Here is a 16,267-nt window from a genome sequence, read left to right on the forward strand (position 1 = left end):
GTCCGCATCAGGAGACCGAAGCGCCCCTCCGCTCCGCTCTGCTCCGTTCAGGGCCCGACCGGCAACTCCAGCACCTTCGCCGCCAGGCCGCCCTCCGCCACCTCTCCGCTGGCCATCCCCCCGCCGGGCCCCCCCACCCCGGCCGCCCCGAACTGGAGCGGCGTCGACTCCTCCATGGTCACGGCAGCCCCGCTGAAAGCCACCGCCGCCGCATGCCCCCCAAGCCCGCCACCGCCAGGCCCCCCATCTCCGCCCTTCCCGCCGGCGCCACCCGGGCACCCGTCGGTCGCAGCTCCCGGGTCTCCCCCTCCGAGCCCACCAGCCCCGCCAGGACCCCCGACCTGACCCTCGCCTCCGGTACCTCCCACGCCCCCGCTCGCCGCAGTCACCGTGCTTGCCGTGAGCGTCACCGAAGCGTTGATGCTCACCAGCCCGAAGCTCGCGCCCCCGGGACCGCCGCCCTGGCCTGGCTTCCCACCGCAACCACCGCTCCCGCCGCTCCCGCCGGCACCGAAGGCCCCCTGGAAGAACGAGCAGTACCCCCCGCGTCCGGCTCCGCCGCCCCCGCCGCCTTGCCCGGGTCGCCCCAGGGTACCGGCGCCTCCGGCCATGCCCACGAAGCCCGTGGCCGACGACAGCATCCCCAGCCCGCTCGCAGGAGCGCCAGGCGTTCCCAGCATCCCCTCGGAGCCGGTGCCGCCGAGGCCCTTCCCTGCCGTGCAGGCCCAGGTCGTCGAACCGGCGGCCTGCCCGAGGCCTCCGGGTCCGGCGCTGCCGATCTGACCCGCCGCGCCGTCGAGACCCACGTTCGTGGTGCTGTCACCGCCCTTGCCGCCGATCGAGGCCGAGCCGTCCTCGCAGATGTTCTGCATGGCCGCACCGCCTGCGTTCACGGGGGCCACGCCGCCGGTCACCAGGACGCAGGGCTTGGTGCCCTGGTTGCCCTGTGTACCCGGGGAGGCCGGCGGGGCGGGGTCGCCTTCCATGACAGGTACCGCGCCGGGGGCGCCCGTCGCGCCAGTGGCGCCGTTGCCCGAGGCGAGATCGCAGCGCACGAGATCGGCGCGCGTCTCATGGGCCAGCACGGCGATCGACGAGGCGCCGGGGGTGGCACCGTCGGCGGCGCGGATCACGAAGTCTTCCACCCGTGTCGTGGCCTCGCCAGGGAGGAGCTTCATCGCGATGAGGTCGGGGGGCGCGGCGAGCACCGACTTCTCCTGGGCGCCGATGTACTCCCAGGTTCCCGTGCACTCGAGGCCGCCGTAGAGCGTGATGCCGGGGGGGATCTCGACGGCCTCGGGGAACTCCTCGGCGCAGGCGTAGACGCGGCCGGTGCCGTCGGGCTGAATGGCGCGCGAGATGGCCTCGGCGAGCGTCTTCGTGGGGCCAGCCTTGATGCCTGCGTTGCCGTCGTTGCCCTGGCTGCTCGAAGCCCAGACGCCGCAGTCGTCGGAGACGGGGATGGCGCTCTCGCTCGGGATGCAGCCACCGTAGCTGGTCGGGCCGTCGGTGCCGCTGTCGGGCTGGATGTCGGGGGAGGGGGAGACGGTGCCTTCGGCGCAGCCAACGCCGAGGGCCGTGGCGGTGGGAACCACGAGGGCGACGAGGCCGAGAACCGGGCCGCGCCAGGTGCTCCTGGGCGTGCCAGTGGGTGTGCGTGTGCTGGTCGTCATCGGTCGCGCTCCCTCTTCGAGCCGTAGAACGGCACTTTCGAGCCACCCATGTCAGTGCGGCGCCGCGCCGCGGAAGGGTGCCCTCACGACAATTAATATTCCGGATGGGAGGGCAGGATTGCCTGATCTGCCCATGGTTGATGCGTGAAGCCGTGCGGCGGTCGCGGGAGGCGCGTCGGAAGGCAAAGAGGGTGTGCGCGGCACAATGACGACGGAAGACGTGGGAAGAGGGCGTGGGGCATGGGGAGGTGGCAGGAGGAGGGGGGTGGCGGTGAGGAGGGAAGGCGGTGGGGAGGGGAGAGAAGGCGAGGGGGCAGGGCAGGCGGGCGAGGGGGTAGGTCGGGGCAGACGCGTGCTTGCGGAAGGGCGGCTATCGACCCGGGCCGGAGGGTGCGGCAAGATGGGGCACCTCGTAGAAAGGATCCAAGGCGTCATGCACTCCGGACTCTCGCTGTTTCTGCTGGCCTCGGCGGATGGTTCCACGCCGTGCTCCTGTCAGGGCATGGCGTTCCTGGGCTTTTCGGCCTCGTCACTGCTGTTCCTGGCGTTCGTGATCTGGCTGGCAGTGAAGCTGCTCCGGAAGCTGCGCAGGAAGGGGAAGCCCGGGAAGCGTCAGCGGACCGATCTGGATCGGTGGGTGGACGACATGCTGGCGCGTGAGGTCCACAAGAAGCTGGGGAAGAACGGGATCGATCGCGACACGGTGCAGCGGGCGCTGGAAGGGACACCAGAGCCGGAGGCCGTGAGCGCCATCGAGGATGCAGTGAAGAGCATCCAGATGCGCTACGCGAAGACGCCGCGCGAGGAGTACGAGGCCCGCCTCGAGGTGAGCTTCGAAGACGGCACGACAGCGACGGCGACCCGGTTGCTCACGGCCGCGCAACTCCCGCCAGAGGTGTGGGAGGAGCTGGGCCGCACCGGCGGCTCCTACGTGTTCCGGACCGTGCACTTCTCGTGGTCCGAGCCCGAGCGCTGGAGCTGAGGTACTGCGCACGGCAAATCAGGGACCCAGGGTCCCTACGCTCCCATTGGTCGGTACTGCGTACCCTGGAGCAGGGGCCTGTCGGCCCCTACGCTCCCGTTGGTCGCTACCCCCGTGACCTTGCGTGGACGCCAGCGCAAGGACCCGGGACGAGGGAGAACGGCCCCTTGCTGGTCACGTCCTCCCTCCGGCCTCGGGTGAGCGCTCTCCGGCTGACCACCGCCGTCCTTTCCGTCTCGTGATCCCCGGGTCCCTCTGCCTTTTCCCCGCTGCCCGGGCCCGCCACCCCCCATAGCCTGCCTCTTCGCGCCTGCGCCGGCCTGGAACAACCCCCGTCGGTCGCCCACCAGCGCTGTTCCGGTCCGGAACAAGACCGGTCGGCCTCCGACCACCGGCGTTGTTCCCGGGAACAAGACCGGTCGGCCTCCGACCCAGGCGCTCCCGGGCCGGAACAAGACCGGTCGGCCTCCGACGGACCCCTTTCCACGGCCGGAGCGATCCGGTGGTCCTCCGCGACGGGCGTGACCGCTGCCAGTCCGGGGGCTGCCGGGCGCCACGGGGCGGGTTCCGGCGTCGGACTGCCTCTCCAGCGGGGCTACTGCACCCAGACCGTCTTGATGTTCTGGAACTCGCGCATGCCGTAGACTCCGAGTTCGCGGCCGTAGCCCGACTGCTTCACGCCGCCGAAGGGGAGGCGGGGGTCGGAGGCGACCATGGCGTTGATGAAGACGGCGCCGGCGTCGACCTCGGTGGCGAGGCGCTCGCGCTCGTCAGGGTCCTGGGTCCAGGCGCTGGCGCCGAGGCCGAAGCGGGTGGCGTTGGCGAGGTCGATGGCCTCGTCCAGCGTCTTGACGCGGAGGAGGGCAGCGACAGGGCCGAAGGTCTCCTCGGCGGCGGCGGGGGCGTCGTGGGGGAGGTCGGCGAGGGCGGTGGGCTCGTAGAAGTAGCCGGGCCGGTCGAGGCGCTTGCCGCCGGTGAGGGCGCGGGCGCCAGCGCGGAGGGAGGCTTCGACCTGGGCCTCGATGTCGGCGCGGACGCGCTCGGTGGCGAGGGGGCCGATCTCGGTCGCGGGATCCATGGGGTCGCCGACCTTGAGGCGGGACATGACCTCGGCGAAGCGGCGCTCGAACTCGGGGGCGATCGACTCATGGACGATGAAGCGCTTGGCGGCGATGCAGGACTGGCCGTTGTTGATGGTGCGCGCCTTGACGGCGGTGGTGACGGCGGCGTCGAGGTCGGCGCTGGGCATGACGATGAAGGGGTCGCTGCCGCCGAGTTCGAGGACGGTCCTCTTGATCTGCTTGCCAGCCTCGGCGCCGACAGCGCGGCCTGCGCCCTCGCTGCCGGTGAGGGTGGCGGCGGCGACGCGGTCGTCGGCGAGGATGCGAGGGACCAGCTCGGGTCCGACGAGGAGGGTCTGGAAGGCGCCCTCCTGGAAGCCGGCACGGAGGAGGATGTCCTCGATGGCGAGCGCGCACTGGGGGACGTTGGAGGCGTGTTTGAGGAGGCCGACGTTGCCGGCGGCGAGGGCAGGGGCGGCGAAGCGGAACACCTGCCAGAAGGGGAAGTTCCACGGCATCACGGCGAGCACGGGGCCGATGGGCTGGAAGAGGACGTAGCTCTCCTTGGCGCTGGTCTGGACGGCCTCGGGGGCGAGGAAGCGCTCGGCGTTCTCGCCGTAGTAGCGGCAGACCCAGGCGCACTTCTCGGCCTCGGCGATGGCGGCGCGGATGGGTTTGCCCATCTCCAGGGTCATCAGCTTGCCGAGCGCTTCTTTCTCGGCATCGAGCAGCTCGGCAGCCTTGAGGAGGGCCGCGGTGCGCTGCTTGATCGGGCTGCGGCGGAGGGCGCGGTAGGCCTTCTCGGCAGCAGCGAGCTTGTCCTCGATGGCGGCCTCGGGGAGCGGGGTGAAGGTGCGGAGCGTCTCGCCAGTGGCGGGGTTGACGGTCGCGATGGTCACAGGGCCTCCTCTGGTAGCAAGGTCGATGGCGGCAAGGTCGTTGGCAGCAAGGTCGATGCCGGCAAGGTCGATGCCGGCAGGGTCGATGGCGGCTGGGTTGATGGCGGCTGGGCCGGTGACGGCTGGGCCGGCGCGCACCCTACCACGTCGGCCAGGTGGTGGGCGGTGAGGGGGCGCGCAGGCGCTCCAGGGGGATCAGCCGATGCGGCGAGGAGGCGCGCAGGCGCTCCAGGGGGATCAGCCGATGCGGTGATCGATGTCGGCAAGCTCGGCGTCGGAGAGCTTCCAGCTCGTGCCGGCGGCAGCGTTGGCGCGAACCTGCTCGGGGGTGGTGGCGCCGGCGATCACGGAGGCGACGGCGGGCCTCGTGAGCAGCCAGGAGAAGGCGAGGTCGAGGAGGGTGTGGTTGTGGAGGGCGACGAAGAGGATGAGCGCCTCGACGCGGTTGAGGTTCTCGTCGGTGAGGCTCTTCTTGAAGTAGTCGCTCGACGCGATGCGCGAGCCCTCGGGCAGGGGGTGTCCCTTGCGGTACTTGCCGGTGAGCAGGCCGTTGGCGAGGGGGAAGTACGGGAGGAAGGCGAGGCCTCCACGCTTGCACGCGTCGAGCACCCCGTCTTTCTCGGGCTCGCGCTTGAGGAGGCTGTACTCGTTCTGGACGCTGACGAAGCGGGCCCCATCGGCCTTCTTCGCGGCAGCCTCGGCGGCCTGGAGCTGCTCGGCGGAGAAGTTGGAGCAGCCGATCTCGCGCACCTTGCCGGCCTTCACGAGGGCGTCGAGGGCGCCGAGGGTGTCCTCGATGGGGACGGTGGGGTCGGGGGCGTGGAGCTGGTAGAGGTCGATGCGGTCGGTGCCGAGGCGGCGGAGGCTGTCCTCCACGGCGCGCTGGATGTACTCGGGTCGGGCGCCCTTGCGCTGATCGTCGACCTTCATGCCGAACTTGGTGGCGACGATCACCTCGTCGCGGCGCTTGCCGAGGGCCTTGCCGAGGTACTCCTCGCTCTTCGTGCCGCCATAGATGTCGGCGGTGTCGAAGAAGTTGATGCCCGCGTCGAGCGCGGCGTCGACGACCCTGGCCGTCTCGGCGGCGTCGATCTTCATGCCGAAGTTGTTGCAGCCGAGGCCCACCACCGACACGTCGAGGGCTCCGATCTTCCGCGTCTCCATGACGATGTCTCCTTGGAACGTTGGTTCGAGCGTTGAGTTACTCGACGGCGCAGGCGCGGTCCAGGCGGGGAGCGCAGGGAGCGCAGGGAGCGCAGGGGCCGCAGCATCCGCGCACGCCTACGCAAGCGCACCTGGTGTGCCCCGGGATGGCAGCGGAATCGTGCAACGTGCCGGATCGCCGTGCGCGCTCCAGAGATCTGTCTCCGATGCCGGTCGCGGACGTGACGTCGCGCCTTCCACGTTTTTCTCCATCGGCTGCTGGGAGGGCTGGCCATCGGCTGGGCAGGTTCTTAATCCTCTCCAGGTATGAGGCTGTTCGAGCGAGCCGAGGACTTGCTGCTGGATGCGGAGCCGGTGACGTTGGCCTCCCCGGCGTGTCTGTCGCACTTCGTCCTGGTGCCGCGCGCGGAGGAGCCGCCGGCGCAGGGGGAGGAGGCGAAGCCTCCGCCGACGGGCAAGGCGCACGAGATCGAGATCCGGGCGCGCGCGCTGGCGGCCATGATCGACGGTGAGGTGCCCTTCCTGGTCGCGGGCAAGTACGCGCAGTTCGCGTACACAGGCATTTACCGCGAGACGAAGGATCTCGACCTCTTCCTCCTCGAGCGGGACCTGCCCGCGGCGTTCCGCGTGCTGGAGAAGGCAGGCTTCCGCACCGAGATTCAGGACGCGCGCTGGATCGGGAAGGCATACTTCGGCGACAGCTTCGTGGATCTGATCTTCGCGTCGAGCAACGGCCTGTGCGTGGTGGACGATCTGTGGTTCCAGCACGCGCGCGAGGGAGCGGTGCTCGGCTACCAGGTGCCGCTCGCGCCGCCCGAGGAGATGATCTTCTCGAAGGCCTTCGTGGACGAGCGCGAGCGCTTCGACGGGGCGGACATCAACCACCTGATCTATGCGTGCGGGCACGAGATGGACTGGGAGCGGCTCCTGGCGCGGTTCGGGCCGCACTGGGAGCTCTTGTTCGCGCACCTGAGCATGTACCGGTTCGTGTATCCGGGCGCGCGGAGGCAGGTGCCGGACTGGGTGATGGATGAGCTGTGCCGGCGAACGCAGGCGGTGTCGCGGGCAGGCGACGCGGCGTCCGAGGTGTGCCGCGGGCACCTGATCAGCAACGAGCAGTACCGCCAGGATTACGAGCTGCGGGGGATGGCCAGCGTGGACGCGCTGCCCCTCTGTCTGTCACCAGGGTGGGGATCGAACGTGGCCCCGCCGCGCCCGAAAGCGCTCGGCACGGGAAGCGCATGACGGAAAGTGCACGGGAGAGTGCGCAGGAGGTCTCATGGCGTCGGACGCGAGCGAGCAGGGAGCGCCCGCTGCAGGGAGCACGGTCACGGCAGTCACGGCAGTCCCCGCGGAGGACGGGGAGGCAGGCCACGGTCGGTACACGCCGCCGCGGTTCAGGCTCGCCGCGACCTCGGATCTGCACTGCCGCGGGATCGACCAGGTGGTGCGCTTGAAGGAGCTGTTCCGGGCCGTGAACGACGGTGCGCAGGGGCTCGTGATGTGCGGGGACCTGACCGACCACGGGCTCATCGACGAGGCGAAGGCGCTCGCCGATGCGCTCACCGAGCTGAAGGTGCCGTGCGCAGCGGTGCTTGGGAACCACGATCTGGAGAACGGCGCAGCGCACGAGATCTGTCAGATCCTGAAGGCGGCAGGGGTGCACGTGCTCGACGGGGATCACGTGGAGTTCACGGACGACCTCGGGGTCGCGGGGGTGAAGGGGTTCTGCGGGGGCTTCGGGAGCGCGACGCTGCAGGCGTTCGGGGAGGCGTCGATCAAGGCGTTCGTGCAGGAGGCGGTGAGCGAGGAGCTGAAGCTCGAAGCGGCACTCGCGCAGCTCGACACGGCGCGGAAGGTGGTGATCATGCACTACGCGCCCGTGCCCGACACGACGGTGGGAGAGAACCTCGAGATCCGCGCCTACCTCGGGTCGAGCCGGCTGGCGACGCCGGTGGACATGCACGGGGCCGACGTGGTGTTCCACGGGCACGCGCACCACGGGACGCTGGAGGGGCGGACCGCGAAGGGCGTGCCGGTGTACAACGTGGCGTTCCCGCTGCTCCGGAAGAGCGTGGGGCAGGGGTTCTTCGTCGTGGATCTGTGAGGTCCCCGAGGGATCAGGCGGTGAGCAAGCGGTGGGGGCTCAGGGCTCCTCGACCTCGTCCCGGCTGAGGGTGATGTCCTCCTGAAGGGGGACGGGGCCCTCGCAGGCTTCACTCATGGGGGGTGTGAGGGTCTGGTCGTAGGCCGCGAAGCCTTCGGCCGAGACCTCGACCCGGGTGGGGCCGCTCGTCCAGATCTGGCAGCGGAGCTCGTGGACGTCGACCGGGGGTTGCTGGGCCTCACCCACGACGCAGACGAGGTTGGACTCGTCGAGCGCCTTCCAGGTGGAGGTGTCGTCGAGGCGGAACACGGGCTCTTCCCCGACGCTCCACGTGACGCGGACGGTGGTGTCGGGAGGGACGTTTCCTTCCTCGGCGCGGATGGTGATGTTGAGCAGGGCCTGAAGCTCCACGGGACACCCGCCCGCACCACCGGCACCTCCGCTGCCGCCGCCGCCCTCGCCGCCGCCGCCGTCGTCACAGGCGCCTGCCATGGTCGCGAGCGCCATGCCGAGGGCACCGAGGATGCTCGCGAGGAGAGAAAGAGGTCGCCACATGTCCGACACGGGGCGAAGGATAGGCATGAAGGCGGGCCGGATCCAGACGGACGGGGGCGAGAGATAGGGACGGAATGCGGTGGGTGGTACTGCGTACCCTGGATCAGGGACCTTCGGTCCCTACGCTCCCGACGGTCGCTACCCCCGTGACTTCGCTCGAACGCCGAGCCGAGGACCCGGAATGAACCTGGGAAACGGAGTACCAGGGACTAGGGGCAGGCTTGGAGCTGGAGCTTCCCGTAGCTGAGCGTGTTCTGGTGGTTCTGGGCGGTGCCCTGCCACATCAGGTGGAAGTCGCGGCCGGCGCCGTTGACGTCCGCGTTCACGCCGACGTCGAAACCGATGACCTTTCCGGCGGCGGGCGTGGTGCCCAGCGTGGACCAGGGGATGGCGAGTTCCACCTCGTAGCCGCTGTTGACGTCGGTGTCGTTGGACATCACGCCCATGGTCCGGCCGTTGCGCTCCCAGTTGTTACCGGAGTTGTTCCAGCCGACGTTGAACTGGAAGTCGTCGAACCCGAGCACCCCCGTGGGCATGTTGTTGACGTCGAGGTAGACCTCGATGGAGTCATCGTCGTAGCTGGAGGGATCGCCCGAGTCGTTGTAGCGCGTGCTGTCGTCCACGTGCACCCCGACGTAGAGGTACCCGGCGTTCCACCGGGCCTGGAAGTGCGCCGGCTGGACGGGGGGATCCTGGCCCACGTTCGGCTCCACGACCTTCTCGATCGGGTACGCGGTGCCGTCCCACTGATCGTCGAGCGAGCCGTCGAGCGTGATCTCTTCCGTGTTGCAGCGGGCGATGACGACCCCGGAGGTGGTGCCGCCGCCAGCGCCACCCGAGCCGCCAGCGCCGCCCGTACCGCCAGCGCCGCCGCTGCCGCCCGGGCCTTCGACATTCCCACCCGCGCCGCCGCTGCCACCCACGTTCATGCCCGTGGTGCCTCCCCCACCCTGGGAGGTGGTGCCTCCGCCGCCTTCCCCGGTGCCCGCGCCAGCGCCGCCAGCGCCGAGGGGGCCGGTGCCGAGCGGGTCGAGGACGCAGCCCGCGCCGAGGAGCGGGACGACGAGGGAACCGAGGAGAGGGGCGACGAGGCGCCACAGCGGCGCGTGCTTGCTGGGGTGCTGCATGGAGGGGGGACCCATTCTAGGAGACGCGCACGCGGGCCTGCCGTCAATGCGTCCGGTCATGGCGCATCGTCGGCGTCCGTGCGCTTGCGAGCCCGCGGGTCCTGACGCACACGGCCGGGGACAATGTGCGCTTCCCGAGGCGACAGGCGTCAGGCCCGAAGCGGCAGAACACTCCGGGAGAGCGCAGGTGGATCGCGGAGTGGGGGGCCCCGGCGAGCCTTGCTCGGCGGGGGGCGGGGGCGGGAGCCCCTGCCGTGTAGAGCAGGGTCAGGGCTTGCGGCGGAGGGGGCTCGCGGCAAAGCGCCGGGCGAGCGTGTCGAGGGCGGCGAGGGTCTCCGGCGAGGCGTTCTGGCGGGAGGCCTGGATCAGCGCCGGGGTCGAGGGATCGTCCACGACCAGGATGGCGGTGGCTGCGGCGCGGCGCACCTCGCCGTCGTGGGCCACGAAGGCGCTGACCAGGGCCTTCGCGGCCTCCGCGCGGGTGGCGGTTTCCTCGCCGCTCGCGGAGATGACGGGGGTCTTCCACGCCCACGCGGAGCCCACGTCGCCGAGGGCGTGCACCACGTGCCGGAGCGTCGCCTGGTCGGAGGTTTTGGCGACGGAGGCGGCGAGCGCGCGCGCGACGGCGTGGCGGCGGCAGGCGCCCATGCCCGCGAGGACCGCGGCCTGCTTGGGGCCCTCGGTCGCGGCGAGGGCGGTGAGCTTCGTGGCCGCGGCGTCGGTGCCGAGCTTGCCGAGGGCCGACGCGGCCTCGCGCATCACCTCGAAGTCCGTCGCGGGGGCGTCGAGGATCGCGGTCAGCACGGGGGCGGTGCGGGCGTCGCGCAGCATGCCGGTCGCTTCGAGGAGGCTGACCCGCCAGGTGAGCCACGCCGTCTCGGTCAGCTCTCCGCGCGCGCCGCCCTCCACGGCGAGCTGGTCGAGCATGGGGTAGAGCGCGTCGGCGCCGAGGCGCTTGAGCAGCGGGGTGACCGAGGCCATGCGGCCGCGGCGGCTCTCGTCGAGCGCGGGGAGCTGCCTGCGCACCTCGGCCAGCGCCTTGAAGGCCTCGGGGTGGGCTGCCCTGGCGGCGGCGATGTCCGCGGTGAGGCGGGTCCGCTCCGCCGGGGCGAGGCGGCTCGGGGCGAGGAGGGCGCCCTCGGCGCGCGCCTCGCCTGGAAAGCCGACCACGCCGCCGACCACGCCGGAGAGCACCGCCCCCGCGAGCCCGAGCTTGAAGACCAGCGCTGCGACCTTGCTCTTCGTGATCATTGCTCCGCCTCCCACCAGTTGAACGCCGGGATGGCCCGGGTGGTGTTGGTACCGCAGTGCACCTCGCCGCTGAGGAGGTGGTACAGGCTCCAGTTGTCGATCCAGTGCAAGGTGATGCCGAGCGGGGTGAAGGCCGAGATCATCTGCTGCTTGAAGAGGTCCTGCCCGCCGATCTGGGGGCCGAACGGGTTGGGCGCCGCGAAGTGGGTGTCCGAGAGGTAGATGCCGTTGACCATCCCCGGGACGTACGCGACAGCGTAGCCGCCCTGGGACTCGAAGATGCTGCCGATGCGGATGATCTCCGCCTCGGCGAGGCCGGTCTCCTGCACCAGCACCTCGCGCTGCCCGTCGATCTCGGCGGCGGCCCAGGCGCTGGTGTTCATGAGGTCGGGGTCGTCGAGGACCTCGCTGATGGAGATGCGGGCGTTGCCCTTGGCGACGAACATGTCGACGTCGCCGTTCCCCGCCGCCGCGGCGTCTTCGAGCATCTGCACGCCCATCGCAGGGTCGGCCAGCACGAGGACCCAGCCGCGCGCGTTCGGCGCCTTGACGAAGCTCGTGGTCTCGTCGACGTGGCCGACCGAGAGCCACTCGGTGTCGATGTACACGGGCGACTGGTAGCCCTGGGAGGTGAGCATCGTGTCGAAGCTCTCGTCCGGGTAGAAGCTCGCGGTCTTGCCGCGGAGGATGCGGCCCACAGGGTAGGTCTGTCCGGCGAGGGTGTAGGGCGGGATGGTCTCGGTGTTCCCGAAGGAGTTCAGCGAGTCCATCGAGTTCGGGTGGTTGGGGTCGTACTGCGCAGCGCCGGCGACGTCCTTGCCGCGGAGCTGGGTGAACACCACCCGGCCCGCCGAGCGGAGGTTGCCCCCCGAGCTGTAGTTGGCCGAGCGGACGTTGACGTGGATGGTGTGCTTCTGCCCGCCGGGGCCCGGCATCGCCATGTAGCCGGTCTCGAAGAAGTCCTGCGTCCACTGGTCGCTGACGGTGAACTCCCGGGTGGCCACCGGCACGCCCGCGGCCTGCACCGCCTCGGCGAGGCCGGCCCGGAAGACGGTGGAGCCGCTGCCGTCGGTGCGGGTGACGTAGGCCTGCTGCGCGGGGTCGAGGTGGTGGCGGAGGAGCAGCGGCGCGACCCGCATCCGCACGGTGTCGGTGATGGGGGCCTCCCAGGTGTCGCCCTCGACCCGGAGGGTGATGTCCGCGAAGCCCTCCCAGGTCGCCGCGTTCCTCACGAAGTTCTTCGCCTCGATGGCGAGCTCGACGCCCTCCTTCAGGTCGTCGAGCGACAGCGCGCCGTCCTCGTCGAGCGCCTGGAAGCCGGTCGGGGTGGCCTTGAAGATGCGCACCCTGCCCGTGGCGTTCGCGTCCGGGGTGACGGTGACCCGCGCGACGTCGACCGGCATTTCGGGCCAGGGGGCGACGCGCAGGCGGGCCAGATCGAGGAGATCATCCTCGCCGTTCACCACCTCGTCGGCCGCGTCGTTGCAGGCGGCGAGGTCGGCGTTGCTCACGCTCGCCGCGGTGGGGCACGTCTGGAGATCGTCGTCGATGTTGGCGAGGAAGATGGCCCCGTGGCTCGCGTCCCAGGTGTCCTCGTCCGTGTCGTCCGCGGGGTCGTCGAGGTCGACCGTGCCGTCGCGGTTCACGTCGGCGCGCAAATCCACGCCGCCCGAGACCGCGCTGCCTCCGCCGCTCGCGCCCGCGCCTCCCGCCCCTCCCGAGGCTCCTGTCCCGCTGCTGGTCGGGAGGAAGCCGCCAGCCCCGCCGGCCCCGCCCGTGCCGTAGTTCGGGAAGAGGTCCTCAACCTCCGTGCCGCACGCCGTGGCGCCAGCGGCGAGGAAGGCAGCGCCCAGCCACGTCCATCGACCTTTCACCATCAGGGTCCTGCTCCTCGGTGGCCGGTGGTTCCGACCTCGGTGGGATCCCAGATACCACGGACCTCACCTGCCCCCGAAGCGCCGTGAACGGTGATCGCACGCGCTCGGGCAGCGTCACCGCAGGGTTCCAGCAGCCACGTCGATGAGGCTGCCAGGGCGAGGTATGGAGGGCCCGGAGAGCGGCCGGGGTGGCCGGGGTGGTCGGAGAAGACAGCTCCTCGGGGTCTGAAAGCGGGGCGACAAAAAGCAGCGTGCCTTCAACAGGTATGTCCAGCCTCACCGCAGGTCCTTCTTCCCAACGGTGAGGCGGGCGGGCCATCATGGCCCTTCACGAGGTATGCGACGTCTCGGCCTGACAGCCCGTCAAGCATCGGTATCGCTCGCAGCTCAGGAGGACGGCATGGCAGGCGCTCCGAGGTTGACTCCCCCCCTTCTCCGCAGACGCTCCGGTGCAGCCCCGGTCGCCTCTGCCCCAGGTCGGACGATGGCCGGAAGGGCGGCGCGCGGCGTGTGGTGGGCCGGGTGTCTGCTCGCCGCGGCGTGCATGTCGGGGTCCGGAGCGGACACGCTGGGGGAGTCGCTCTCCAGAGATTCTTCGGGTGCCCCTGCTGCCCTGCGCGCCGCGTACATCGCGTCCATCCAGGCCGACGCCCCGGAGGCGTTCCACTTCCGCGCGGCGCCCAGCGGCCTCGCGGCGGAGGCAGAGGGCAGGGGGCTGACCGCGAGCCTCGGGGGTGAAGGCGCGCGGGTCGTGGCGCGGGGGCGCGAGGGCGCGCGGGGCTGGGAGGCGTCGTTCGGCGCGGTTGCGCTGGGGTGCGAGGGGGCGGCGGTGGAGGTCGGGGAGGCGACGCCGGTGCTCGCCGGGCGGCGCGCCGAGTACCGGCAGGGAGAGGTGGTCACCTGGTACCAGCACGGGCCCCTCGGCCTGGAGCAGGGCTTCGACCTCGCCCGGCGTCCCGGTTGCGCGGCGCGGGGCGAGGGCGCAGTGGAGGTGTCCGTGGCCGTGGGAGGCTCGGTGCGGCCAGTGCGCCTGGACGCGACGGCGGTGCGCCTCGTGGACGAGGCGGGAGAGGAGGCGGGCCGCTACGCCGAGCTGTTCGTGCGCGACGCGGAGGGGCGCGAGGTGCCGGCGAAGCTCGACGTGCAGGGGGAGCGGATCCGGATCCTCGTCGACGACCGGGAGGCGGTCTATCCGCTGGTGATCGATCCGCTCGTCTGGGAGGTGTCCCAGGTGCTCACGTCGTCGGGGGGGTCGGGCGCGCAGCAGCTCGGGGCGTCGCTCGCCATCTCGGGCGACACCGCGGTGATCGGGGCGCCCCGGGCGACGGTGGCGGCTGTGGGCGAGGCGGGCGCGGCGTACGTGTTCACGCGGACGGGTGGTGCCTGGGTGGAGCAGCAGAAGCTCACCGCGTCGTACCTGCCGGGGAGCCCCGTCGCGGCCCGCTTCGGAGCCTCGGTGGCGATCTCCGGCGACACGGTGGTGATTGGGGCGCCGGCCCCGATGCCGGTCGGTTCGCCGGGCCGCGCGTACGTGTTCACGCGATCGGGCAGCACCTGGACCCAGCAGCAGCAGCTCACGCCCGCGGACGGTCAGGCCAACGACGAGTTCGGCAACGCGGTCGCGGTGGACGCTGACACGCTCCTCGTGGGGGCCCACTTCGACGACGATCAGGCCACCAACGGCGGCTCGGTGTACATCTTCGGAGAGACGGGCGGCATCTGGTCCCAGGTCGAGAAGCTCATCGCGATCGACGGCGGGGCGGGGGACGCGTTCGGCGAGTCGCTGTCGTTCTCCGGGGACCTGGCGCTGGTGGGCGCGCCGGGCCACGTGAACCCCGGAAACCCTACCATCCTGGCGGGGGCGGTCTACGTGATGGCGCGCGTCTCCGGGGCCTGGGAGCAGGCCCAGAAGCTCGACGCTCCGGGACCCACCGTCCGCAGGTTCGGCTACAGCGTGGCGCGGGATGGCACGACGGCGGCGGTGGGCGCGCCCGGCGACACGGCGGCGGGGCTGGCCGCCGGCGCCGTGTACGTGCTCACGCAGAGCGGGGGGATCTGGACCCAGGCGCAGCAGCTCCTGCCGGATACGGGCACGTCGGAGGCGTTCGGGACCTCGGTCGCGCTCCGCGCCGACAGACTGGTCGTAGGGGCGCCGCTCGAAGGCGCGACCGACGCGGGGGCTGTCCACTTCTTCGATCGCTCCGGCGGCACGTTCCTCCGGACCGGCAGGCTCCCCTCGACGGCGGGCAACGACAAGCTGGGCATCTCGGTGGGGGTCGGCGCCGACACGGTGATCGCCGGCGCCCCCGGTGCGCTGGCCTTGCAGGGTGTGGCGCGGGTCTTCCACCAGGTGGAGAAGCTCGACGCGGGGCAGCCCTGCGGCGGGGCCGCCGCCTGCCTGTCGGGCTTCTGCGTCGACGGCGTGTGCTGCAATCAGGCCTGCGGCGGCGGGACCGAGGCGTGTCGGGCCTGCAGCGAGGCGGCCGGCGCGGCGGCCGACGGGGTGTGCACGATCCGGGCAGCCGGTGAGGTGTGCCGCCCTGGGGCAGGGGCGTGCGACGCGGAGGAGGTCTGCGATGGCGTGGTGGGTACTTGCCCCGGCGACGCGCTGGCACCGGCGGGGACGAGCTGCCGCGCCTCGGTGGGAGGCTGCGACGCGGAGGAGACCTGCGACGGCGCGACGGTGGACTGCCCGGAGGATGCGCTGCTGCCGAGCGGCGCCACCTGCCGCGCCTCGGTGGGGGGCTGCGACGCGGAGGAGACCTGCGACGGGCTGACCGATGCCTGCCCGCCCGACGGGATCGCCGCGGCGGGCGTGGAGTGCCGCGCGGCGACCGGGGCATGCGACGTGGCCGAGGTGTGCGACGGCACGTCGGGCGCGTGCCCGGACGATGTGGTGGCGGGGGCTGGCGTGGAGTGCCGGGCGGCGACTGGAGGCTGCGACATGGCCGAGGTGTGCGACGGCCTGTCGGGCGTGTGCCCGGACGACGCGCTCGCCGCGGCGGGGACCGTGTGCCGTGACGCGGAGAGCCTCTGCGACGCGGCCGAGGTGTGCGATGGCGCGAACGCGGCGTGCCCCGACGACGTGATCGCGGCCGCGGGGGTTGCCTGCCGCCCGGCGGCTGGCCCCTGTGATTTCCCGGAGAGCTGCAATGGCGTGACCGCAGACTGCCCTGCCGACGTCGTCCGCGGAGCCGGGGTGCTGTGCCGCGCTGCCCTGGGGACGTGCGACGTGGCCGAGGTGTGTGACGGCGTGGGGGCTGCGTGCCCCACCGACATGCTGGCCGCCGAGGGCACGGCGTGCCCTGGAGGCGCGTGCGTGGCCGGCGTCTGCACGCAGGATGGCACGGGCGGTGGCGCGGGGGGCGAGGGCGGCGGCGGCGTGGGTGGGGCAGGCGGCGGCAGCGTGCCCCCGATCCTCGGCGGCGACGCGTGCTCCTGCAGGCTCCCGGGAGACCCGGCCGGGGCATCTGCCGGCGTCCTCGGCGAGCGCGCAGCGTTCTCGGCGCTCGCCTTGATGGCGCTCGCGGTGCGTCGCCGTGGGCGGCGCGGCAGCCGGTAGCGGCGCGGA

Annotated in this window: 11 protein-coding genes; 4 read left to right on the forward strand and 7 right to left on the reverse strand. The window is 71.8% G+C overall.

Going from position 1 to position 16,267, the window contains the following annotated elements; translation table 11 throughout:
- Positions 1-47 precede the first annotated feature (47 nt).
- Entirely contained in the window at positions 48-1,673 is a 1,626-nt protein-coding gene (locus CAP_RS51460) for a hypothetical protein (protein WP_052376723.1), read from the reverse strand.
- Between the two features lie 433 nt (positions 1,674-2,106).
- Here CAP_RS51460 and CAP_RS38315 point away from each other — a divergent pair, with 433 nt between their 5' ends.
- Complete coding sequence (locus CAP_RS38315; protein ID WP_044250155.1) at positions 2,107-2,655, forward strand: hypothetical protein; 549 nt, start codon at positions 2,107-2,109, stop codon at positions 2,653-2,655.
- 595 nt (positions 2,656-3,250) lie between these two features.
- Here CAP_RS38315 and CAP_RS38320 read toward each other — a convergent pair.
- Both CAP_RS38320 and CAP_RS38325 read right to left on the reverse strand, forming a co-directional pair.
- Positions 3,251-4,615 (reverse strand): NAD-dependent succinate-semialdehyde dehydrogenase, encoded by a 1,365-nt coding sequence (locus CAP_RS38320; RefSeq protein ID WP_044250187.1) that lies wholly within the window; start codon positions 4,613-4,615, stop codon positions 3,251-3,253.
- 237 nt (positions 4,616-4,852) lie between these two features.
- On the reverse strand, positions 4,853-5,779 hold the full coding sequence (locus tag CAP_RS38325; RefSeq protein WP_044250157.1) for an aldo/keto reductase: 927 nt from the start codon (positions 5,777-5,779) through the stop codon (positions 4,853-4,855).
- Between the two features lie 306 nt (positions 5,780-6,085).
- Here CAP_RS38325 and CAP_RS38330 point away from each other — a divergent pair, with 306 nt between their 5' ends.
- The gene (locus CAP_RS38330) at positions 6,086-7,024 is read left to right on the forward strand and encodes a nucleotidyltransferase family protein (RefSeq protein ID WP_052376724.1); all 939 of its coding nucleotides are present in this window, start codon (positions 6,086-6,088) and stop codon (positions 7,022-7,024) included.
- Between the two features lie 34 nt (positions 7,025-7,058).
- Complete coding sequence (locus tag CAP_RS38335) at positions 7,059-7,886, forward strand: metallophosphoesterase family protein (protein WP_081865703.1); 828 nt, start codon at positions 7,059-7,061, stop codon at positions 7,884-7,886.
- 39 nt (positions 7,887-7,925) lie between these two features.
- Here the strand turns inward: CAP_RS38335 and CAP_RS38340 are convergent, their stop codons facing one another.
- The 4 genes from CAP_RS38340 to CAP_RS38355 form a co-directional block, all read right to left on the reverse strand.
- Positions 7,926-8,450, reverse strand: coding sequence for a hypothetical protein (locus CAP_RS38340; RefSeq protein WP_052376725.1), 525 nt, complete (start codon positions 8,448-8,450; stop codon positions 7,926-7,928).
- 200 nt (positions 8,451-8,650) lie between these two features.
- Positions 8,651-9,568: a sugar-binding protein gene (locus tag CAP_RS38345; RefSeq protein ID WP_156041514.1), complete on the reverse strand. Its 918-nt coding sequence runs from the start codon at positions 9,566-9,568 to the stop codon at positions 8,651-8,653.
- Between the two features lie 267 nt (positions 9,569-9,835).
- Complete coding sequence (locus tag CAP_RS38350; protein WP_052376726.1) at positions 9,836-10,819, reverse strand: hypothetical protein; 984 nt, start codon at positions 10,817-10,819, stop codon at positions 9,836-9,838.
- Entirely contained in the window at positions 10,816-12,696 is a 1,881-nt protein-coding gene (locus tag CAP_RS38355; RefSeq protein WP_052376727.1) for a protein-arginine deiminase family protein, read from the reverse strand. The genes CAP_RS38350 and CAP_RS38355 overlap by 4 nt, the downstream gene beginning before the upstream one ends.
- Before the next feature lie 484 nt (positions 12,697-13,180).
- Here CAP_RS38355 and CAP_RS46515 point away from each other — a divergent pair, with 484 nt between their 5' ends.
- Entirely contained in the window at positions 13,181-16,258 is a 3,078-nt protein-coding gene (locus CAP_RS46515) for a hypothetical protein (RefSeq protein WP_156041515.1), read from the forward strand.
- Positions 16,259-16,267: the final 9 nt, after the last annotated feature.

The organism is Chondromyces apiculatus DSM 436 (genome assembly GCF_000601485.1).
Lineage (GTDB): Bacteria > Myxococcota_A > Polyangia > Polyangiales > Polyangiaceae > Chondromyces > Chondromyces apiculatus.

Bases quoted from the DNA above. Each gene is read 5' to 3' on its own strand.
- CAP_RS51460 (WP_052376723.1), bottom strand. From the start codon at position 1,673: ATGACGACCAGCACACGCACACCCACTGGCACGCCCAGGAGCACCTGG.
- CAP_RS38315 (WP_044250155.1), top strand. From the start codon at position 2,107: ATGCACTCCGGACTCTCGCTGTTTCTGCTGGCCTCGGCGGATGGTTCC.
- CAP_RS38325 (WP_044250157.1), bottom strand. From the start codon at position 5,779: ATGGAGACGCGGAAGATCGGAGCCCTCGACGTGTCGGTGGTGGGCCTC.
- CAP_RS38330 (WP_052376724.1), top strand. From the start codon at position 6,086: ATGAGGCTGTTCGAGCGAGCCGAGGACTTGCTGCTGGATGCGGAGCCG.
- CAP_RS38335 (WP_081865703.1), top strand. From the start codon at position 7,059: ATGGCGTCGGACGCGAGCGAGCAGGGAGCGCCCGCTGCAGGGAGCACG.
- CAP_RS38345 (WP_156041514.1), bottom strand. From the start codon at position 9,568: ATGCAGCACCCCAGCAAGCACGCGCCGCTGTGGCGCCTCGTCGCCCCT.
- CAP_RS38350 (WP_052376726.1), bottom strand. From the start codon at position 10,819: ATGATCACGAAGAGCAAGGTCGCAGCGCTGGTCTTCAAGCTCGGGCTC.
- CAP_RS38355 (WP_052376727.1), bottom strand. From the start codon at position 12,696: ATGGTGAAAGGTCGATGGACGTGGCTGGGCGCTGCCTTCCTCGCCGCT.
- CAP_RS46515 (WP_156041515.1), top strand. From the start codon at position 13,181: ATGGCCGGAAGGGCGGCGCGCGGCGTGTGGTGGGCCGGGTGTCTGCTC.